Origin of the sequence: Pseudonocardia nigra (assembly GCF_019396355.1) — a bacterium.
Lineage (GTDB): Bacteria > Actinomycetota > Actinomycetes > Mycobacteriales > Pseudonocardiaceae > Pseudonocardia > Pseudonocardia nigra.
Map to the genome: position 1 here is coordinate 1 of NZ_JAHKRK010000145.1, position 19740 is coordinate 19740.

23 protein-coding genes are annotated in these 19740 nt (G+C 74.9%); 3 read left to right on the top strand and 20 right to left on the bottom strand.

Annotated features, from left to right (window positions below; all coding sequences use genetic code 11):
- Positions 1 to 663 precede the first annotated feature (663 nt).
- Positions 664 to 1296, top strand: a complete 633-nt coding sequence (locus tag KME75_RS27735) for a M23 family metallopeptidase (RefSeq protein ID WP_308283139.1) — start codon at positions 664 to 666, stop codon at positions 1294 to 1296.
- 45 nt (positions 1297 to 1341) lie between these two features.
- On the opposite strand, the gene KME75_RS27740 is transcribed toward KME75_RS27735, so the two are convergent.
- From KME75_RS27740 to KME75_RS27800, 13 genes are all read right to left on the bottom strand, one after another.
- Positions 1342 to 2304: a FliA/WhiG family RNA polymerase sigma factor gene (locus tag KME75_RS27740; protein WP_219417836.1), complete on the bottom strand. Its 963-nt coding sequence runs from the start codon at positions 2302 to 2304 to the stop codon at positions 1342 to 1344.
- The gene (locus tag KME75_RS27745) at positions 2279 to 3193 is read right to left on the bottom strand and encodes a tyrosine-type recombinase/integrase (RefSeq protein WP_219417837.1); all 915 of its coding nucleotides are present in this window, start codon (positions 3191 to 3193) and stop codon (positions 2279 to 2281) included. Before KME75_RS27745 ends, KME75_RS27740 begins: the two co-directional genes overlap by 26 nt.
- A gap of 31 nt (positions 3194 to 3224) precedes the next feature.
- Positions 3225 to 4565 (bottom strand): DNA-processing protein DprA, encoded by a 1341-nt coding sequence (gene dprA, locus KME75_RS27750; protein ID WP_308283140.1) that lies wholly within the window; start codon positions 4563 to 4565, stop codon positions 3225 to 3227.
- A 56-nt stretch (positions 4566 to 4621) separates the two neighbouring features.
- A complete protein-coding gene (locus tag KME75_RS27755; protein WP_219417838.1) occupies positions 4622 to 6130 on the bottom strand; it encodes a YifB family Mg chelatase-like AAA ATPase in 1509 nt (502 codons plus the stop codon).
- Positions 6130 to 6486, bottom strand: coding sequence for a YraN family protein (locus tag KME75_RS27760; RefSeq protein ID WP_219417839.1), 357 nt, complete (start codon positions 6484 to 6486; stop codon positions 6130 to 6132). The genes KME75_RS27755 and KME75_RS27760 overlap by 1 nt, the downstream gene beginning before the upstream one ends.
- A 155-nt stretch (positions 6487 to 6641) precedes the next feature.
- On the bottom strand, positions 6642 to 6965 hold the full coding sequence (locus KME75_RS27765; protein ID WP_219417840.1) for a DUF2469 domain-containing protein: 324 nt from the start codon (positions 6963 to 6965) through the stop codon (positions 6642 to 6644).
- Positions 6962 to 7789, bottom strand: coding sequence for a ribonuclease HII (locus KME75_RS27770; RefSeq protein ID WP_219417841.1), 828 nt, complete (start codon positions 7787 to 7789; stop codon positions 6962 to 6964). The genes KME75_RS27765 and KME75_RS27770 overlap by 4 nt, the downstream gene beginning before the upstream one ends.
- 26 nt (positions 7790 to 7815) lie before the next feature.
- Positions 7816 to 9171: a signal peptidase I gene (gene lepB, locus KME75_RS27775; RefSeq protein WP_372452682.1), complete on the bottom strand. Its 1356-nt coding sequence runs from the start codon at positions 9169 to 9171 to the stop codon at positions 7816 to 7818.
- Positions 9172 to 9205: 34 nt separating this feature from the next.
- Positions 9206 to 9565, bottom strand: a complete 360-nt coding sequence (gene rplS, locus KME75_RS27780; RefSeq protein ID WP_219417843.1) for a 50S ribosomal protein L19 — start codon at positions 9563 to 9565, stop codon at positions 9206 to 9208.
- 132 nt (positions 9566 to 9697) lie between these two features.
- Positions 9698 to 10444 (bottom strand): tRNA (guanosine(37)-N1)-methyltransferase TrmD, encoded by a 747-nt coding sequence (trmD, locus tag KME75_RS27785; protein ID WP_219417844.1) that lies wholly within the window; start codon positions 10442 to 10444, stop codon positions 9698 to 9700.
- Positions 10445 to 10468: 24 nt separating this feature from the next.
- A complete protein-coding gene (locus KME75_RS27790) occupies positions 10469 to 11134 on the bottom strand; it encodes a Clp protease N-terminal domain-containing protein (RefSeq protein WP_504739527.1) in 666 nt (221 codons plus the stop codon).
- Positions 11053 to 11268, bottom strand: a complete 216-nt coding sequence (locus KME75_RS27795) for an Lrp/AsnC family transcriptional regulator (protein ID WP_219417846.1) — start codon at positions 11266 to 11268, stop codon at positions 11053 to 11055. The genes KME75_RS27790 and KME75_RS27795 overlap by 82 nt, the downstream gene beginning before the upstream one ends.
- Before the next feature lie 32 nt (positions 11269 to 11300).
- A complete protein-coding gene (locus tag KME75_RS27800) occupies positions 11301 to 12029 on the bottom strand; it encodes a TetR/AcrR family transcriptional regulator C-terminal domain-containing protein (protein ID WP_219417847.1) in 729 nt (242 codons plus the stop codon).
- 6 nt (positions 12030 to 12035) lie between these two features.
- Here KME75_RS27800 and KME75_RS45190 point away from each other — a divergent pair, with 6 nt between their 5' ends.
- Both KME75_RS45190 and KME75_RS45195 read left to right on the top strand, forming a co-directional pair.
- A complete protein-coding gene (locus KME75_RS45190) occupies positions 12036 to 12803 on the top strand; it encodes an FAD-dependent oxidoreductase (RefSeq protein ID WP_308283146.1) in 768 nt (255 codons plus the stop codon).
- Positions 12773 to 13603 carry an FAD-dependent monooxygenase gene (locus tag KME75_RS45195; protein ID WP_219417848.1) on the top strand — a complete coding sequence of 277 codons (831 nt, stop codon included), beginning with the start codon at positions 12773 to 12775 and terminating at the stop codon, positions 13601 to 13603. Before KME75_RS45190 ends, KME75_RS45195 begins: the two co-directional genes overlap by 31 nt.
- Here KME75_RS45195 and rimM read toward each other — a convergent pair whose 3' ends face one another.
- From rimM to KME75_RS27845, 7 genes are all read right to left on the bottom strand, one after another.
- Positions 13604 to 14143, bottom strand: coding sequence for a ribosome maturation factor RimM (rimM, locus tag KME75_RS27815; protein ID WP_219417849.1), 540 nt, complete (start codon positions 14141 to 14143; stop codon positions 13604 to 13606).
- Positions 14121 to 14360 carry an RNA-binding protein gene (locus KME75_RS27820; protein ID WP_219417850.1) on the bottom strand — a complete coding sequence of 80 codons (240 nt, stop codon included), beginning with the start codon at positions 14358 to 14360 and terminating at the stop codon, positions 14121 to 14123. The genes rimM and KME75_RS27820 overlap by 23 nt, the downstream gene beginning before the upstream one ends.
- On the bottom strand, positions 14357 to 14800 hold the full coding sequence (gene rpsP, locus KME75_RS27825) for a 30S ribosomal protein S16 (RefSeq protein ID WP_219417851.1): 444 nt from the start codon (positions 14798 to 14800) through the stop codon (positions 14357 to 14359). Before rpsP ends, KME75_RS27820 begins: the two co-directional genes overlap by 4 nt.
- A gap of 173 nt (positions 14801 to 14973) precedes the next feature.
- A complete protein-coding gene (locus KME75_RS46140; RefSeq protein ID WP_308283142.1) occupies positions 14974 to 16035 on the bottom strand; it encodes a CPBP family intramembrane glutamic endopeptidase in 1062 nt (353 codons plus the stop codon).
- A gap of 26 nt (positions 16036 to 16061) precedes the next feature.
- Positions 16062 to 17141, bottom strand: coding sequence for an amidohydrolase family protein (locus KME75_RS27835; protein WP_219417852.1), 1080 nt, complete (start codon positions 17139 to 17141; stop codon positions 16062 to 16064).
- 4 nt (positions 17142 to 17145) lie between these two features.
- Positions 17146 to 18696, bottom strand: a complete 1551-nt coding sequence (gene ffh / locus KME75_RS27840; protein WP_219417853.1) for a signal recognition particle protein — start codon at positions 18694 to 18696, stop codon at positions 17146 to 17148.
- A 10-nt stretch (positions 18697 to 18706) separates the two neighbouring features.
- Positions 18707 to 19324 (bottom strand): AAA family ATPase, encoded by a 618-nt coding sequence (locus KME75_RS27845; protein WP_308283144.1) that lies wholly within the window; start codon positions 19322 to 19324, stop codon positions 18707 to 18709.
- Positions 19325 to 19740: the final 416 nt, after the last annotated feature.

The window sequence follows — 19740 nt, forward strand, 5'->3', positions numbered from 1 at the left end:
CCCCACCGCCGGCGGGGCCGCGCGACGGTGGCGCCCGTCGGCGCCGTGGTGGCCGTCCTGATGGTGCTGTCGTCGGCGGTGCTGCTCGCCCCCGTGGGCCCGGCGAGCACCGTGGAGGGGCAGCCGGCGGCACGGCCCGGACCGACGCAGGGCGGCCCGGCTCCGCCGCCCGCGGAGCCACCTCCTCGGGCCGCCGGAGAGCGTCCTTCCGCTGCCCTGCTGCCCGAGACCGCGCCGGCCGCACCCATCTCCGCCGGGGCGGCGCCGACGGGGGCGGCGCCGACGGAGCCCCCGGCGCCGGACTCCGCGCCGTCCCCGCCGGCTTCGCCAGGATCCGGTACCCCGCCGGGCCTGCCCGTCCCGTCCCCGCCCTCGTCCGCTGCACTGCGGTCACCTCCGAGCGCGACCCCGTCCCAGCTCCCGGGCCCCGCGCCGGCGCCGACAGAAGGCGGTCGCGCCCCGTCCGCGGACGTCCGGGACCGTGCGGCTCCGTCCGGTGCGTCAGGGCCCGCAGGACCTACGACGACCGCCCCCTCTGCCGCCGCGCAGCCCCGAGCGGGCGGCACGGCCGTGCCGGCGGAGGGTGGAGCGGGCGTCCCGGCGGAACCGTCCCGCCCTGCACCGAGCCCGTCACCGCAGCCCGGCGTCGCGTGCCCCGACCTCGTGCCGCTCTGCGGCCGGCCCGGGTCCGCCCCGCCCGGACCTGCCCCGCCCGAGGAGCAGGCACCCGACATCGGGTCGCCCGGAGCCGACCCCTCCGCCGGCCGGGAGGGCGGGCGGACGCCGGGCGACCAGCCGCCGCTCGAGGGGCCGGCGCCACCGCCCGGGGCGGGGGTGCCGGCCCCCGGTGCCGGCTACGCCTGGCCGCTCCTGCCCGTGCCCGTCGTCGCCGCGCCGTTCCGCGCCCCGGCCCATCCCTACGGACCAGGGCATCGCGGCGTGGACCTGACGGGGTCGCCCGGGCAGCCGGTCCTCGCAGCCCGCGCCGGCACGGTCGTGTTCGCCGGCCCCGTCGGTGGGCGCCACGTCGTGTCCGTGCAGCACGACGACGGCCTGCGCAGCACCTACGAACCGGTGCTGCCCGCCGTGGCGGCCGGCGCGGTCGTGCCGGCGGGCGCGGTCATCGGCGTGCTCCGTCCGGGTCACCCCGGCTGCCCGGCGGAGGCGTGCCTGCACTGGGGTGTGCGCCGGGACCGCACGGAGTACCTCGACCCGCTGGCGCTGCTGCGCCCGCCGCGGGTGCGGCTGCTGCCGGTGCCGGATCCCTGGCCGCTGACCGCCGGGGCCGGAACGTGAGCGGCGGTGGCGCGGCCGTCGCCGCCGTCATGGCGACGGCGGGGATCACCCCGCCGCGAGCTCCTCCAGCCGGCCGCGCAGGCGTCCGACGAGCCGGGTGTGCAGTTGGCACACCCGCGACTCCGTGACCCCGAGCAGGCGGCCGATCTCGGCGAGGGTGCGGTTCTCCAGGTAGTACAGCCGCACCACCGTGCGGTCCCGCTCGCCGAGCTGCGCCACGGCGACCGCGAGCTGCCGCAACGTCTCGTGCGCCTGCACCACCGCCATCGGGTCGGGGGTGTGGTCGTCGGCGAGGAGCTCCGACACCCCGCCGCTGCCCTCGTCCAGCGCCTCGACGCTCACCAGCTGCACGTGCCGTGTCAGCGTCCGGAGCTCGTGCAGCGGCACGCCGAGCTCGTCGGCGAGCTCCCGCTCGGTGGCTACCCGGAGCAGCCGGCCCTCGAGCCGCTCCTGGGCCCGCTCGAGCTCCCGAACCCGCCCGCGCACGCTCCGCGGCACCCAGTCCTGCGCGCGGAGCTCGTCGATGATCGCGCCGCGGATCCGCTGGGTCGCGTAGGTCTCGAAGCGCGGGCACCGCTGCGGGTCGAACCGCTCGACCGCGTCGATCAGCCCGAACACACCCGACTGCACCAGGTCGCCCTGCTCGACGTAGGACGGCAACCCGGCGGCCATCCGGTGGGCGACGGCCCGGACCAGCGGCGTGTAATGCACGACGAGGCGGTCGCGCAGAATGCGGCTGCGCGCGGCGAGGAAGCTCGCCCACAGGTCCGCGACCGGGGCCGGTTCGACGCGCCCGGCGCGCTCCACGCCTGCGGGCTGGCCGACGGCCGCGTCCCACTGGACGGCCGGCGCCGGCCCGACCCCGACGACCGGGTCGGGCGGCGCGACCTCCCCGGCGGGCGGGGGCGGCGCAAGGCGGACCGGCGCCGACACGACCGACCCTCGGGCCCTCCTGAGCTGCGCGGATTCGACCAGGACCAGGTCATGCCCTGGGATGCGCCTGCTCATGGACCACCTTCAACCGCTCGACCGTCACATGCGTGTAGAGCTGAGTGGTTGCTAGCTTAGCGTGACCGAGCAACTCCTGTACGTAACGGAGGTCTGCGCCGCCCTCGACCATGTGCGTGGCGGCCGCGTGGCGCAGTCCGTGCGGCCCGACGTCCGGTGCGCCGGGCACCGCGGCCATGGCCCGGTGCACCACGGACCGCACGACCCGGGGGTCGAGCCGGCCCCCGCGCGCGCCGAGCAGGAGCGCGGGTGGCGAGCCCGGCCGGACCAGGGCCGGCCGTCCGGTGTCGAGCCAGCGGCGCAGGGCGGCTGCGGCGGGCACACCGTAGACGACGATGCGCTCCCGGTCGCCCTTGCCGACCACGCGCAGCGCCCGCCGCTCGGCGTCGACGTCGTCGAGGTCGAGCCCGCACAGCTCCGAGACCCGGACCCCGGTGGCGTAGAGCAGTTCGAGCACCAGCAGGTCGCGCAGGGCGACCGGCTCCCCCTCTGCGGCCCCGGAGCCCGCCGCCTGGAACAGCGCGGCGGCCTCCGCCGCCGTCGGCACTTCGGGGAGCGCCGTCCGGGGCCGCGGCGAGGCCAGCCGTGCCCCCGGATCGTTCTCGAGCCGCTCGGTGTGGCGCAGCCACGCGGTGAAGGTGCGGGCGGCGGCCGCCCGCCGGGCCAGCGTCGACCGGGCTGCGCCCGCCGCGTGACCGTCGGCGAGCCAGCGGCGCAGTACCGCGAGGTCGAGCACGGCGAGGTCGGGCAGACCCGCGAGCAGCCCGAGCAGGTCGCTCCGGTAGGCCCGGACGGTCTGCGCCGACCGCCCCCGCTCCAGCTCGAGGTGGCGCAGGAACGCCTCCAGCGCGGCGGCGACAGCGGGCGCGAGCTCCGGGGACGGGGGCATCCTCCGACGGTGCGGCGGGCGTGTCACCGGGTCAAGCACCCGCGCCGCGCGCCGCCGTTGCACGCGCACCCGGCGCCGGTCCTCGCCACCGCGCGGCGGGCGATCGCCTTCCGTACCGCTCACCGCGCGACGCAGTCCGCTCCGTCTCGCGCTGTGGACGCCTCCGACCGGAGATGCCGGCCCCGACGGAGGGGACCGGCCCGCGTGCCGGGTCGTGCGACCGTCGGGAGCGCACGCGCCGGTGGTCACGGCCTGCTCCCGGCCGGGACGCGGCGCCAGCGGCCGTCGCGGTGTTCGACGAGGCCGCGACGTTCCAGGTCGACGAGCGCCACGCGCACGGCGCCGAGGCCGCCTCCATCGCGAGCCAGCGGGTGTCGCGCGGTGTCCTGGTCGGGAGCGCATCGTGGACCAATGCGGCGACGGGATCGAGTGCGTCGGTGGGGCGGCCGACGTCGGACGTGGGCGTGTCGGCCAGGTCGAGACCCAGCCGTCCGACGGCCTCCAGCACCTCCTCGGTGCGGGTGACGAGGAGCGCGCCGTCGCGGATCAGGCGGTGGCAGCCCGCCGAGAGCCCGGACGTGACCGGTCCGGGAACGGCCAGCACCAGCCTCCCGAGAGCCGCGGCGTCGGCTGCGGTGCGTTGCGCGCCGCTGCGCAGGCCGGCCTCGACCACCAGCGTGCCCTCCGACATCCCGGCGATCAGGCGGTTGCGGACGAGGAACCGGTGGCGGCCGGGGACGCAGCCGGGCGGGTACTCGCTGACGACGAGCCCGGTGGCCGCGATCCGCTCGAGCAGGGCCTGGTGCGCGGCCGGGTAGGCACGGTCGACACCGCACGCGAGGACCGCGACGGTGGCGCCGTCGACGGCGAGGGCACCGCGGTGGGCGGCCCCGTCGATCCCGATCGCCGCACCGGAGACGACGGTGAACCCGCGGTCGGCCATGCCGGCCGACAGCTCCCCCGCCACGTGCATCCCGTAGCTGGTGGCGGCCCGGGCGCCGACCACCCCGACCGCCCGCTCGCACAGTGCGGCGAGCCGCCCGGGGCCACGGACCCACAGCGCGAGCGGCGGCGCGAGCTCACGCACCCCGGTGATCGCGAACGCCGCGAACGGCCACGCCGGCCACTCGTCGTGCTCGGGCGTGAGCAGCCGTGAGCCGGCGGTGCGGGCGGCGGCGAGGTCGGCCGCGGCGCGGTCGACGGTGCGCCGGGCGCCGGTCTCCCCCGCCACCTGCTCGTCCACCCGCCCGGCGCGTACCCGCTGGGCGGCCTCGACGGGACCCACCGCGGCGACGAGCTGCGCCAGCCCCGGCGCGGGCGGCTCGACCACCCGGGACAGGTACGCCCTGGCCAGCAGCACCTCCTCGGACACCGGACTTGTCCCCGCCGGTGTCCCCGCCGGTGATTCCGCCGGTCGCGCCTCGGTGCTCATGCCGCCCTCCGATCCCGGAAGAACAAGGCCATGTCGACCAACTCCTGGTCGGGCCGGTCGCGGCCGGCGAGGTCGGCCAGGGTCCACGCCACCCGGAGGGCGCGGTCGGCTCCGCGGGCGGTGAGCTCGCCTGCCCGCAGCGCGGCGTCGAGTGGCCGCACCACGTTGCGCGGCAGCGCGAACCGGGTGCGCAGCACCGGTCCGGGGACCTCGGCGTTGGTGCGCCAGCCCTGCCCCGCCCACCGGGCGGCCGCGGCCGCCCGCGCCGCCTGCACCCGTGCGCGCACGATGGCGGTGCTCTCGCCGGTCTCGACCGGAGCGGCGAGCGCGGTGACCGGGAACATCCGGGCCCGCAGGTCGACGCGGTCGAGCAGCGGCCCCGACAGCCTCCCGAGGTAGCGGCGGCGCACCAGGGACGGGCAGACGCAGTCGCGGTCGTGCGCCGGCGCGCACGGGCACGGGTTGGCCGCGAGGACGAGCTGGAAGCGGGCCGGGTAGCAGACCGAGCCCTCCGCTCGCGCCAACCGGATCTCCCCCTCCTCCAGCGGCGTGCGCAGGGCGTCGAGCAGGTGGGGGGAGAACTCCGGCGCCTCGTCGAGGAACAGGACCCCGCGGTGGGCCAGCGACACCGCGCCCGGTTTGGCGATGCCGCTGCCGCCGCCGACGAGCGCCGCCATCGAACTGGAGTGGTGCGGCGCCACCAGCGGCGGCACCGTGCTCAGCGCACCCCCCGTCGGCAGCCTGCCCGCCACCGACCGCACCGCGGCGAGCGCGAGCGCCTCGTCGGGGGCCAGCCGTGGCAGCAGCCCGACGAACCGCTGCGCGAGCATCGTCTTGCCGGTGCCCGGCGGGCCGACGAACAACAGGTGGTGGCCACCGGCAGCGGCGATCTCCAGGGCGTGCCGGGCGTCGTCCTGACCGACCACGTCGGCGAGGTCGGGCGGTTCCGGCCCCTCGCGGTCGGTGGGCGTTCCGGGCCTGCGCAGCTTCACATCGCCCATGAGGAACCCGAGTACCTCGGGCAGCGTCGACGCGCCGAACACCTCCACCCCGCCGACGAGGGCCGCCTCGTCGAGCGCGGCCTCCGGGATGACGACCCGGCGCATCCCCGCGGCCCGCGCGGCGAGCAGGCACGGCAGCACGCCGCGCACGGGCCGCAGTCTGCCGTCGAGGGCGAGTTCCCCCAGCAGCACGGTGCCGTTCAGCACCTCCTGGGGTATGAGCTCCTTGGCGGCGAGGATGCCCACCGCCAGCGCGAGGTCGAAGCCGCTGCCCGCCTTGCGCAGCGTGGCCGGGGACAACGCCAGCACGATGCGTTCGTTGGGCCAGTCCCGCTCGCAGTTGACGATCGCGGCCCGCACCCTGTCCTTCGACTCGTGCAGTGCGGCGTCCGGCAGGCCGACGATGTGGACACCGGGCAGACCACCGCCGACGTCGGCCTCGATCTCGACGACGTGGCCCTCGACGCCGAGCAGGGCCACCGCCCACGTGCGCGCGAGGCCCATCAGAATGCCGCCTCGAAGTGCTGGACCGTGACCGGCCCGTGCGGTTCGGCCACCACCGCCAGCACGTCGAACCGGATCTCGCACCAGCGCACGTGGTGCGCGGCGAGCCAGGCCTGGGTGACCCGCCGGATCCGGGCGGCCTTGCGCCGGTCGACCGCCTCGGCCGGCCCGCCGAACCGGGTGCCGGAGCGGGTCTTGACCTCGCAGACCACGAGCTGCCAGGCATCGGTGGCCACCACGTCCAGCTCGCCGTGGCGACATCGCCAGTTGCGGGACAGGACCACCAGTCCCTGCCGCTCCAGGTATCGCGCCGCGAGGTCCTCACCGCGGCGGCCGAGCACGTCCTTCGCTGCCATGCGCACCACGATGGCGGCGGGAGGGCCGGTGGGAGGGAGGATCGGGAAACTGTGGACGGACCGAGGGCGATGGGGACAACTCGCCGCTGCCCGGCGCGGTTCCGGGGGAACTGTCGGCGCGAGGGTGTAGAGGCCTCAGCACCTGTAACCGCCGGTCAGGACCCGAACTGGTTGCCCTCCGGCAGCCGCAGGTCGGGCTTGTCCAGCTCCTCGACGTTGACGTCCTTGAACGTCAGCACCCGGACGTTCTTCACGAACCGGGCGGGCCGGTACATGTCCCACACCCACGCGTCGGACATCCGGACCTCGAAGTAGATCTCCCCGTCGGCGTTGCGCGCGGCGACGTCGACCGAGTTGGCGAGGTAGAACCTGCGCTCCGTCTCCACCACGAAGGAGAACTGGGACACGATGTCCCGGTACTCCTTGTAGAGCGTGAGCTCCATCTCGGTCTCGTACTTCTCGAGATCCTCGGCGCTCACGGTTCGATCCCTCCTTCGACACCCACCTCGGACGCCCCGACGGTGAGCGCCCCATTGTGGACCAGAGCGTCCTCCGGGCCCGCATCGGGAACGTCCTCGATGCGCACCCCGTCGCGCGCCGCCCGCACGTTCACGAACGAGTAGCGGTGCACCCGGCTCGGCCCGTGCAGGAGCATCGCCTCGTCGTGCACCGGCGTGCAGTAGCCCTTGTGCTCGGCGAACCCGTACTGCGGGAACTCCCGGTCGAGCTCGACCATGATCCGGTCCCGGGTGACCTTCGCCAGCACCGACGCGGCCGCGACGCACGCCGCCACCTGGTCGCCCTTCTGCACGGCGAGCGCGGGGGTGCCGAAGCCGCGTACCGCGAACCCGTCCGTGAGCACGTACCCGGGCGGGGCCGACAGCCCGGCAACGGCGCGGCGCATGCCCTCCACGTTGGCCACGTGGACACCACGCCGGTCGACCTCCTCCGGCGGGATGACGACCACCGCGTGGTCCTGCGCCCACCGCAGCACGAGCCGGTAGTACTCCTCGCGGGCGGCGGCGGTGAGGAGCTTGGAGTCGGTGAGTCCGTCCAGGCGCTTGGCGTCGCCGGGCCGCAGCACGCACGCGGCCACGACCAGCGGACCCGCGCACGCCCCGCGCCCGGCCTCGTCGACCCCCGCCACCGGCCCGAGGCCGTGGCGGTGCAGCGTGCTCTGCAGCGTCCAGCTGCCGGACCGGCGCACCACGGCCCGCGCCGGGCGCAGCTCGGGGGGCAGGGTGGGCCGCACCGGACGGCGCCCGGAGGGGCGGCGACGGGCTGGCACGGGACGAGCGGACATCGGGGAAACCGTAGCCGGGCGGCCGGTCAGCGGCGCGGGTGCCCCGGCAGGAATTCGTGGAGCTCGGCGTCGCAGCGGGCGATGCGCCGACGGCTGCCGAGGGCCAGCGGCAACGCCCCGACCAGCCCCAGCGCGAGCGGCGCGTCCGCCCCGTCGGCGGAAGCCATCCCTACGGCGGTGGTCTGCGGGTTGGTCGACTCGATCCAGCCGAAGCGCGGGAACGGCAGCACGATCAGGCGGGCCTTGCCGATCACGTTCTCCACCGGCACGGCGCCGTGGCCCGGCACCCGCGAGTCGGCCGAGTTGTTGCGGCTGTCACCCATCATCCACAGGTGCCCCTCGGGCACGGTGACCGGACCGAACGGGGCCTGCTTGGCCGGCCCGGCCTGGGGCAGGTAGTAGATGTAGGGCTCCTCGAGCGGCTCGCCGTCGACGAGCACCCGGTTGTAGGTGTCGCAGCACTGCACGGTCTGCCCGCCGACGGCGATGACCCGCTTGACGAAGTCCTTCTCGTCGGGCGGCGCGAGCCCGATCAGGGAGCCGAACTGCTGCAGGCCGCGGGCCAGCGGGCTGGTGGGCTCCTCGACCCTGATCTCGCTGCTCCAGCTCTCCGGGCCGCGGAACACCACGACATCGCCGGGCTGCGGCTCCCCGAACCGGTAGGTGACCTTGTCGACGAGCACCCGGTCGTTGTTGCAGCCGGTGCAGCCGTGCAGCGTGGTCTCCATCGATCCCGACGGGATCACGTAGACCTTGGCCAGGAACGTCTGGATGAGGAAGGTGAGCACCAGCGCCACCACGACGAGCAGCGGCAGTTCCTTCCAGAACGTGGGCCGCCTGCGGCGTCCGGGGCGGGCCTTGCGGCCGCTCGCCTCGAACTCCTTGCGGTACTCGGCCGCCGGCCTGCCCTCGGGCGAGGCACCCGCACGGCGCCGGTGCCTGCCGGGGACGTCCGAGATGCCGGCCTCGTCGGACGCCTCGTCCGCCTGCTCGACCGCGCCGGAGAGGTCGTTGTGCACGACCGTGGGCTCGTCGTCGGCCGGATCGGGGCGCCGCGGGGGCACGCGCCGGCCGTTCGGGCCGGAGCGGGGCGGCGGGACCGGGCGGCGCGGCGGCGGAACGGGACCCGCCGACGGGGGCACCGGCGGGCCGAGCGGGCGCAGTCCGTTCGGCGGCTTGGGCCCGACGGGGCCGGCCCCGTTCGGTGGCGGCACCGGACGGCCGTTTCCCGTTCCGGGGCCGGGAGGTGGTGGCTGCGCCTGCCCGCCGCGTCGTGGGCCCGGCGGGAGCGAGCCCGGCTCCACGGCGGTCACCGGCCGGTCCGCCGGGGCGTACCGCCGGGGCGCCGCCCGCCGGTCGTCGGGGAGCTCGGGGAGGGCCACACCCACGAGGCTACGGGAAACGCGCCTGGAGGCGTCAGGACGCGGATGTGGTCTCGCGCTTCTCCTTGATCTTCGCGGCCTTGCCGCGCAGCTCACGGAGGTAGTAAAGCTTCGCCCGGCGGACATCGCCGCGGGTGAACAGCTCGATCTTGTCGATGTTCGGCGAGTGCACCGGGAACGTGCGCTCCACGCCGACGCCGAACGACACCTTGCGGACCGTGAAGGTCTCGCGGGCGCCGGAGCCCTGGCGGCGGATGACGACACCCTGGAACACCTGGACACGGGAGCGGTTGCCCTCGATGACCTTCACGTGCACCTTGAGCGTGTCGCCCGGCCGGAAGGCAGGGATGTCGGAGCGCAGCAGCTGTGCGTCCAGTGCGTCCAGGGTGTTCATCGCGAAGATCCGTCCTCGGTACGTGTAAGCGTTCGTGCGGGAGCGCCGATCCATCAAGTCGGGGCGACGCCGGCAGGCCGTCAGGCGCTGGCAACTGCTCCATAGTGCCAGACGCGATCGGGCGGGCTGCACTCACCCGTCCCGGATGCCGGCGAGGAACGCGCGGTCGGCCTTGTCCAGGGCGTCCTCGGGCAGCGCCGCGAGCAGGTCCGGACGCCGTTGCGCGGTGCGCTCGAGTGCGCGGTCGCGGCGCCAGCGGGCGATCGCGGCGTGGTTGCCGCTCCGCAGCACCTCCGGGACGGCCCGCCCGCGCCACGTCTCCGGGCGCGTGTAGGCCGGCCCCTCGAGCAGGCCGTCGGAGAACGAGTCCTGCTCCGCCGACGCCGGGTTGCCGAGCACGCCCGGCAGCAGCCGGACCACCGCCTCGACCATGACCATGACGGCCACCTCGCCGCCGACGAGCACGTAGTCGCCGATGCTCACCTCGTCCACCGGCATCCGGGCGGCGGCGTCGTCGACCACGCGCTGGTCGATGCCCTCGTACCGGCCGCAGGCGAACACCAGCCGCGGCTCGCGCACCCAATCCTGGGCCGTGGCCTGAGTGAACGGGCGGCCGGCCGGCGTCGGCACGACGAGTCGGGCCGGCCCGCCCTCGGCGAGCACGTCGTCGAGGGCCTCGCCCCACACCTGCGGACGCATCACCATGCCCGGACCGCCGCCGTACGGGGCGTCGTCGACGGCCTGGTGGACGTCGTGGGTCCAGTCCCGCAGGTTGTGCACGGCGAGGTCCATCAGCCCGGCCGCGATGGCCTTGCCCAGCAGCGCCTCACGCAGCGGCGCGAGATAGCCCGGGAAGATGGTGACGACGTCGATCCGCACGCCGGGGAATGTTTCCAGGCGGGGTCAGCCCGCCTTGCGGCGGCCGCGCACCAGCTCCTCCACGATGACTCGCGCCGAGTCCAGGCGCACCCCGCGGGCGTGCAGGATGTGGTGGGCCGCCCCGCCGTCGGCGCTGAGCAGCCCGAGCAGCAGGTGTTCGGTGCCGATGTAGTTGTGCTTGAGCCAGACCGCCTCGCGCAGCGCCAGCTCCAGTGCCTTCTTCGTGGTGCGCTCGAAGCGGATGTGCCCACTGCGACGCTTCCCCTCGCGGCCCAGCGACGCGCGCGTCCGGTCCAGGGCCCCGGGCCCGAACGCCTCCTCGGCCTGACGGCGCACCTCGTCGAGGTCGATACCCAGCGTCGCCAGCGCCTCCGCGTCGGACGGGCCCGGGCCCGCCCCGCGGAGGCGGTCGATGTCGGCCTCCACGTCCTCCCGGCGGACGCCGTGCCCCTCGAGCACCGTGAGGGCCAGGTTGTCCGGCACCGCGTACAGCGCCGCGAGCAGGTGCTCCGTCCGGATCGTCCCGGCGCCGCGCTCGCGGGCCTGCTCCTGCGCGAGGACCACGACCTCGCGCGCTTCCCGGTGAATCGTTCGAACATGTCGCCCCCTCAGAACCCGAACCGGCGGTACTTCTTGTGCACGGCCTGCCTGCTGACGTTCAGCGCCTCGGCGATCTGCTGCCAGGACCAGCCCTGGGCGCGCGCGTTCGTGACCTGCAGCTCCTCGAGCGACTCGAGCAGCCCGCGCAGCGACGCGACCGCCGCCAGCCCGACCGCAGGATCCCGGCTCGAGGCCGCTGCCGCGACCTTCGTGGCATCACTCATGTCGTCAACTTACGTTGACACACGTTCACCTGTCAACCTCGGTTGACACTGCGCTCCAGCCCGTCCAGCAACCACTCCAGGACCTGCTCGAACGACTGCGGTGCAGGCTCCAAGCGGGCGGGATCGGCGGCCCATCGGGAGAAGTGGGGATGGCGCCCCTCGCGGGCGATCCGGTCCAGGTACGGCCGGACGGCCTCGGTGAGCTCGCCGTCGGTCCGCAGCCCGGCCCGCTCCCGCATCGCCCGCTCCTCCAGCAGCGCCAACCCGGACGAGAGGACGTGCCCCAGCACCGTGCCGACGAAGCCCATCCGCGTCGCGGCGTCGAGCCCGAGCCCGTCCAGCGCGGCGAGGGATCTGTCGTACATCGCGAGCGCGTGCGGCCCGAGCGGCGGCCGGCTGAACGACAGGCGCGCGAACCAGGGGTGCCGCTGGACCGCCTCCCACCCCGAGCTGCCCAGCTCGCGCAGGCACGCCCGCCAGTCCCCCGGCTCCGGCACGACGATCTCGCCGTACACCTCGTCGAGCATGAGGTCGACGAGCCCGTCCTTGTTGCCGACGTACCGGTACAGCGACATCGGGGTGCGCGCGCCGACCCGCGCCGCGACCGCCCGCATCGTCACCTCGCCACGCACGTCCTCGTCGGCCAGCTCGACGGCCGCCGTGACGATCATCTCCCGACTGAACCGCTCGGCCGTCCGCGGAGGTGGGTCGAACCACACGAGCCCGGTGGGCGCGGATCGATCTTCGGACGCGGGAGGCATTGCGACATCGTACCGTTATGTGTACTAGGTACATCATGGAATGTACATAGTACACGCACCGTTCAGGTACTCGTTGCCGGCGGCGGCCTCGTCGGCCTCGCCACCGCCCTTGTCCTGCGCCACCACGGCGTCGACGTCACGCTGGTCGAGCGCCGGGCCGCCACCTCGCCACAGCCGAAGGCGCGCCGGTTCCACGTGCGCAGCCTCGAGGTCTTCCGCGAGCTCGGGCTGGCGGACGCCGTGCGCGACCCCGCTCGCGACCTCGCCGCGCACGACCACATGGCCGCGGGTCGCACCCTGGCCGAGGCCGAGCAGCTTCCGCTGTGGCGACCGGCGCCTGCGGACGAACCGTTTCCCGAGGTCAGCCCGGAACTGCCCTGCCTGGTGGCGCAGGACGTGCTCGAACCGGTGCTGCGCCGCGCCGCCGAGGACGCGGGGGCCGACGTGCGGTTCGGCACCGCGCTCACGGCGTTCGACCAGGACGACGATGCCGTCGTCGCCGATCTGCGGGACCACCGCGGCGACGTCGACGGCCAAATCCACGCCTCCTACCTGGTGGCCGCCGACGGGGCGCGCAGCCCGGTGCGCGTCGCGCTCGGCATCGCCCGCTCCGGGCGAGGCGCTATCGGCGACCCGAGCGTGAACGTCTACTTCCAGGCCGATCTCGCCGACGTCGTGCGCGGCCGCGCGAGTTCAACCTGTGCCGGATCGAGCATCCCGATGCACCCGGCGCGCTCGCCTCCGTGGACGGGCAGTCCCGCTGGGTCTTCATGACGTCGGGGAACGCGACCGACCGGGACTGGCCTGCGCTGCTGCGCACCGTACTCGGCGTTCCCGCACCCGACCTCGAGGTGCGGAGCGTCCTGCCGTGGCAGGCCGAGATGCTGGTCGCCGACCGCTACTCGGCGGGCCGCGTGCACCTCGCCGGGGACGCGGCCCACGTGATGCCGCCGTTCGCGGCGAGCGGCGCGAACACCGGGATCGCGGATGCGCACGACCTGGGCTGGAAGCTCGCCGCGGTCCTCGCGGGCACCGCGGATCCCACCCTGCTCGACAGCTACGAGGCCGAGCGGCGGCCGGCGGGGTGGTTCGTCGCCGACCAGTCGGCGCGGCGGACGCTCGACCCAGGGGCCGCCCCGGACCCCGACCTCGCGCACCCGTTTGTGCTCGCCGCGGGTGGCTTCCAGTACCGGACGGGCGCGCTGCGCCGCTCCCCCGCCGACGAGCACGACGTCGAGCCGGTGCGGGAGTTTGCGCCCGCCGGACGCGTCGGCACGCGGGTGCCGCACGTGTGGCTCGACGCCGCGCGGACGCGGTCGACGCTGGACCTCGGCGGCCCCGGCTGGGCACTGGTGGTGGCCGACGACCCGGCGCGGTGGGCGCCTGCCGCGGCCAAGGCCCCGGTGCCGCTCCCGGTGCGTCGCATCGACGCCGACTTCCTCCCGCCGGGGCAGGCGCTGCTGCTGCGGCCCGACGACGTGGTGGCGTGGCGCGGCGGGGACGAGTCCGCGCCGCCGCGCGTGCTGCAGGAGCTGCTGCGGCCCGAGCGCGCCGTCGCCGGTGCGCCGGCCTGATCAGACGTCGAGCAGGCCCTCGGGCGGGGTGAGCACGACACGCCCCCCGTCGAGATCAACGGTCGGGACGATGACCGTGACGAACGGGACGAGCGCGTCGGGGCCCTCCGGCCGCGCGAGGGCGAGCAGCTCGCCGCCGGGTCCGTGCACGACCTCGCGGACGGTGCCGACGACGGAACCGTCCTCCAGCTCGGCCCGCAGGCCCTCGAGCTGGTGGACGTGGAACTCCTCGGCGTCGGCGGGCGCGGTGAGCGCGTCGGCCGCGACGAGCAGCCGGGTGCCCCGCAGGGCCTCGGCGGCGTCGCGGTCGGGCGCCTCGACGAACCGCACGAGCATCCGGCCGGAGTGCGGCCGGGCCGACTCGACGGTCAACGTGGCGGCGGGAGCGCCCGGGCGCTGCGCGATGAGGGCGGCGCCGGGGGCGAACCGCTCGTCGGGGGAATCGGTGTGCACCTCGACGACGAGTTCGCCGCGCAGGCCATGGGCCCGCACGGCGATCCCGACGAGATATTCGGTGCTACCGGTCGGTGTCGACGACATCGACCCGCACACCCCGACCGCCGATGCCGCCCACGACGGTGCGCAGCGCGGTGGCGGTGCGGCCGCCGCGTCCGATCACCTTGCCGAGGTCCTCGGGGTGCACCCGGACCTCGAGGGTGCGGCCCCGGCGCGTGGTGACCATCTCCACCTGGACGTCGTCCGGGTGATCGACGATGCCCCGGACGAGGTGCTCCAGGGCGTCCGCGAGGACGGTCATGCCTCGCCGGCCTCGGCGCCCTCACCCTCGGCGGCGTCGGCCTTGGGGCGGCGGTCGCCCTTCTTCTTGGGCGTGGTGGCCTCGGTGGTGGGCTCCTCGCCGGCGGCAGCGAGTGCCGCGTTGAAGCGGGCGAGCTTGTCGACCTTCTCCGGCTGCGGCTTCAGGGTGCCCTCGGCGCCCGGGAGACCCTTGAACTTCTGCCAGTCGCCGGTGATCTCCAGCAGGTGCTGCACGGGCTCCGTGGGCTGCGCGCCCACACCGAGCCAGTACTGCGCCCGGTCCGAGTCGACCTCGATCAGGCTCGGCTCGTTCTTCGGGTGGTACTTGCCGATCGTCTCGATGGCCCGGCCGCTGCGGCGGCTGCGGGCGTCGGCGACGACGATGCGGTAGTACGGCTGACGGATCTTGCCCAGCCTCATCAGCTTGATCTTGACGGCCACGCTGGTTACTGCTCCTCGCGGATCGTGGTGCTTCGGGTGAGTCCGCGCGGCTCGCGTGGGGTTACGGGCTGCGCTTGCCTCGGCGTGTGGTGGCCGCGGCACGGTAGAGGGCCAGCCGCGGGGCCGGTCCGCCATTCTGCCAGACGCCGCGGGCCCTCGCCGCACCCCGTCGGTCAGGCGAGCGGGACGACGCCGAGGAGGCCGAGCAGCAGGGCGATGCCGGGCAGCAGGTTGTTGACCTGGTGGGCGACGATGCTGGCGAGCAGCCGCCCGGTGTAGAGCCGGGCCACCGCGATCGGGATCGCCACCACGAAGAGCAGCGGTGTCCGCGTGAACTCGAAGTGGGCCAGCGCGAACAGCAGCGTGGTGACGCCGAAAGCCACCCAGCGCCCCCCGAGCCGCTCGACGCCGCCCCACAGCAGCCCGCGGTAGACGATCTCCTCGCACAGCGGTGCGACGAACACCACGATGAGGAACACGACGACGGCCATCGCGGGCGCCGCCGTGAGGCCGCCGAAGACCTCCCCCACGGCGGACGTCGTGTCCGCGCCCACGATGGCGACGTAGATGATCGACGCCGGGATGGTCAGCGCCAGGCCGCCGAAACCGAAGGCGAGCCCGAGCCCGAGGTCCCGCCACGACCACTCCAGGCCGAGGTCGATGAGCGGCCCGTTGCCGCGCAGCCGGGTGATCAGCAGCGCGGTAGCCGCCGCGAGCACGGTGGGCAGGCCGACGGCGACGGCGAGCTGCCCCGCCGTCGGGACGTCGGAGAGCAGGAAGCGGCCGACGACGAAGGACGCGAGGAGGAACACCACCTCGACGACGAGGTAGGCGCCCAGACCCCACTTGTGCGGGGGCTTCGGGGCCGGGGCGGACGGCGCGGGCGCCTGCTGGAGCGGGTACGTCGGCTGCGGGTACATCCCGGCAGCCGGATCGCCGGCCGGGGCCGCAGGCCACGCGGTGAGGGGCACGGGCGAGGCCGGGCCGGGCTGCGGCCAGGCGGCGCCGTTCGGGGCAGCAACGCCCGGGGCAGCGGTGTCCGGGACAGCGGTGTCCGGGGCAGCGGTGTCCCGGGCGGCCGGTCCCGATCCGCCGGCGCCCGGGGTGGCCCCATTGGTGGCCGCGCCGGCGTCACCGGCCGTGTGCGCCGCTTCCCGGGGGCGCGGTGCGGACGGCATGCCGGTGGGGCCGGCGCGTTCCTCGTCGGGCCTGCCGTCTCCGTGCGCTGCTCCCACGCGGCCGACGCTACCGGCCGCGACGATCAGGCGCCCGCGTGGACGGGCCGCCCGCGCAGCACGACGAGGGCGGGGTCACGCAGGACGGACAGGTCGGCCCGCGGATCGGAGCGGTAGACCACCAGGTCGGCCCGGGCGCCGGGGTGCAGGTCGGGGCGCCCCAGCCAGGTGCGGGCCGCCCAGCTCGCCGCTCCGAGCGCGTCGGCGGCGGCGAGCCCGGCGCCGTGCAGGGCGGCGATCTCGTCGGCGATGCGACCGTGCACGATCCCGCCGCCGGCATCGGTGCCGGCGAACACCGGGACCCCGGCCTCGACCGCCTTGCGCACCACCCCGTGCGCACCCGCGTACAGCTCCCGTATGTGCGCGGCGTAGCTCGGATACTTGCTCGCCAAGTCGGCGATGCCCGGGAAGTTCTCCACGTTGATCAGCGTGGGCACGAGCGAGGTGCCGCGGCGGGCCATCTCCGCGATCAGGTCGTCGGTGAGCCCCGTGCCGTGCTCGATGCAGTCGATGCCCGCATGGATCAGCCCGGGGAGCGCGTCGGTGCCGAACACGTGCGCCGTGACGCGGGCGCCAGCCGCGTGTGCGGCGTCGATCGCCGCGGCGAGCACGTCGTCGGGCCACAGCGGGGCGAGGTCGCCTGCGCCGCGGTCGATCCAGTCGCCGACCAGCTTCACCCAGCCGTCCCCCGCCGCGGCCTGCTCGACGACGACCTCGGGCAGCAGCGCGGGATCGTCGAGCTCGGCGGCGAGCCCCGGGATGTACCGCTTCGGCCGGGCCACGTGCCGACCCGCCCGGATGATCTCCGGCAGGTCGTGCCGGGCCTGCAGGGCACTCGTGTCGATCGGCGAGCCGCAGTCGCGGATCAGCAGCGCGCCCGCGTCGCGGTCGACGCGGGCCTGCGCGTCGGCCTCCTCGAGGTCCACCGGGCCCGACTGGCCCAACCCGACGTGGCAGTGCGCGTCGACCAGGCCCGGCAGGATCCACCCACCGTCGATCAGCGTCTCCGCCCCGGCGATGGGCTCCTCGACGAGCACGCCGGAGTCGTCGATGTAGAGCTCGGTGGCCCGTTCGTCGGGCAGCACCACCCCGCGAAGCCGGTACACGCTCCTACTTCCCCTTCGGGAACTTGAGCTTGTTCGGGTCGAAGCCCGGCGGCAGCTGGTCGAGCCCCGGCGGCAGCTCGCGCAGCGACGGCGGCAGCCCGGACAGGTCCGGCATCCCGCCGCCCCCGAACCCGGGGGGCTGCGCGCCCGCGCGCGTCGGCGTGGGACCGCGGCCCTTCGCCTTGCCGCCCTTCTTGCCCTTGCGGCTCTTGGCCTGCTTCTTCGTGGCGCTGCGGCTGCCGAAGCCGAACTGGCCGGCCATCTGCTTCATCACCTTGCGGGCCTCGAAGAAGCGGTTGACCAGCTCGTTCACGTCGCTGACCGACACCCCGGACCCGTTGGCGATGCGCAGCCGCCGGGACCCGTTGATGATCTTCGGGTCGGCCCGCTCGGCCGGGGTCATGCCGCGGATGATCGCCTGCAGCCGGTCGAGGTGCTTGTCGTCGACCTGGGCCAGCGCCTCCTTCATCTGCCCCGCGTTGGCCCCCGGCAGCATCCCGAGGATGTTGCCGATCGAGCCCATCTTCCGCACGGCCAGCATCTGCTCGAGGAAGTCCTCCAGCGAGAGCTCGCCCGTGGACATCTTCGCGACGGCCTTGTCCGTCTGCTCCCGGTCGAAAGCACTCTCGGCCTGCTCGATGAGCGTGAGCAGGTCGCCCATCCCGAGGATGCGGCTGGCCATCCGGTCGGGGTGGAAGACGTCGAAGTCGGCGAGCTTCTCGCCGCTGGAGGCGAAGAGGATCGGCTGCCCGGTGACCTCGCGGACGCTCAGCGCGGCACCACCGCGGGCGTCGCCGTCGAGCTTGGTGAGCACCACGCCGGTGAAGCCGACGCCGTCGCGGAACGCCTCGGCGGTGGCCACGGCGTCCTGACCGATCATGGCGTCGACGACGAACAGCGTCTCGTCGGGCCGCACCGCGTCGCGGATGTCGGCGGCCTGGCGCATCAGCTCCTCGTCGACGCCCAGGCGGCCCGCGGTGTCGACGATGACGATGTCGTACATCTTGTCGCGCGCGTGCTGCACGCCGCGGCGGGCGACGTCGACCGGGTCGCCCACCCCGTTGCCCGGCTCCGGGGCGAAGGTCGTGACGCCGGCCCGCTCGCCGACGATCTGCAGCTGGTTGACGGCGTTGGGCCGCTGCAGGTCGCACGCCACGAGCAGCGGGGTGTGCCCCTGGCCCTTGAGCCAGTGGGCGAGCTTCCCGGCGAGGGTGGTCTTACCGGAGCCCTGCAGACCGGCGAGCATGACCACGCTCGGCGGTTCCTTGGCCAGCGCGATCCGCCGGGTCTCGCCGCCGAGTACCCCGACGAGCTCCTCGTTAACGATCTTGACGACCTGCTGGGCCGGGTTCAGGGCCTGCGAGACCTCGGCGCCCTTGGCCCGCTCCTTGACCCGCGCGATGAAGCCGCGGACCACCGGCAGCGCGACGTCGGCCTCCAGCAGCGCGATGCGGATCTCGCGTGCGGTGGCGTCGATGTCGGCGTCGGAGAGGCGCCCCTTGCCACGCAGGTTGGCCAGGGTGCCGCTGAGGCGCTCGGAGAGGGTGTCGAACACCCGGCCCAGCCTACTTGTGCCTCGCGCCGCCGTGCGCCCCGCTGGTGATCTGCAGCTGCACCCCGGCCCGGGCCGCGGCCCGGTCGAGCACGGTGGCGCTGTGCCAGCCCGGCGGCGGGCCCTCCCGGAGCAGGGCCGAGGTGCGCGTCGCGCGCTCGGCGTGCCGGGCGAAGGACGGCTCGGGGACCATCCGGCCGCGCTCGCGCTGCCCGCGCCGCGCCTCCTCCGGGTCGACGTCGAGCCACAGCAGGTGTGCGGCGCGGCCGGTGAGGGCGGCGAGGCGGGCGACGGCGGTCCGGGTGCGGGCGTCGGTGGCGGGCAGGTGCGCCACCACGATCGGAGCCGGCGACACGGCGGCGAACACGACCGCGAGCCGGTGCAGCAGGTGCACCAGGGGGCGGTACCAGTCGTAGGGGACAGCGGCCGGGAGCAGCCTGCGCAGCGCGGCCCGGTGGGTCTCGGAGTCGACAACGGCCACGCCGTGGACCGGTGGCAGGCCCGCGAGCAGCGTGGACTTGCCCGCACCCGGCATCCCGGCGACGAGCAGCAGCGTGCGTCCGGGTAGCTCCAGGGGCAGCGGTCGCACCGGTGGCCGGGCCCCGGTGCCGGCCGGCGTCGGGGTCGTCACGTGATCATCAACGCGCGGTTCGCCCGATTCGTTCCGGTCCGCACCCGCCAAGTGTCAGGAAAGCCACGTTCCGGTCGCTCAGCGTCAGCAACGCGGCTTTCCTGATGTGATGAAGGAGCGGGGCCTCCGCTCCTCGTGACTCCCGGCTCATGCTCGGGGTGCGCACGTCGCACGGTTCGAGGAGGTCCCTTGTGAGCGAACAGTACGCGGGACGGCAGATTGTCGGGATCGATCTGCATCGGCGGCGGTCGGTGCTGGTGCGGATGACCGAGTCCGGGCGAGCGGTTGGAGACGGTGCGGATCTCCAACGACCGGGAGTTCCTGCGGCAGGTGATGGCCCGCGCCGGTGAGGCCCCGGAGGTGGTGGGCGAGGCGACTTATGGCTGGTATTGGGCCGCGGACACGCTCGCCGAGCT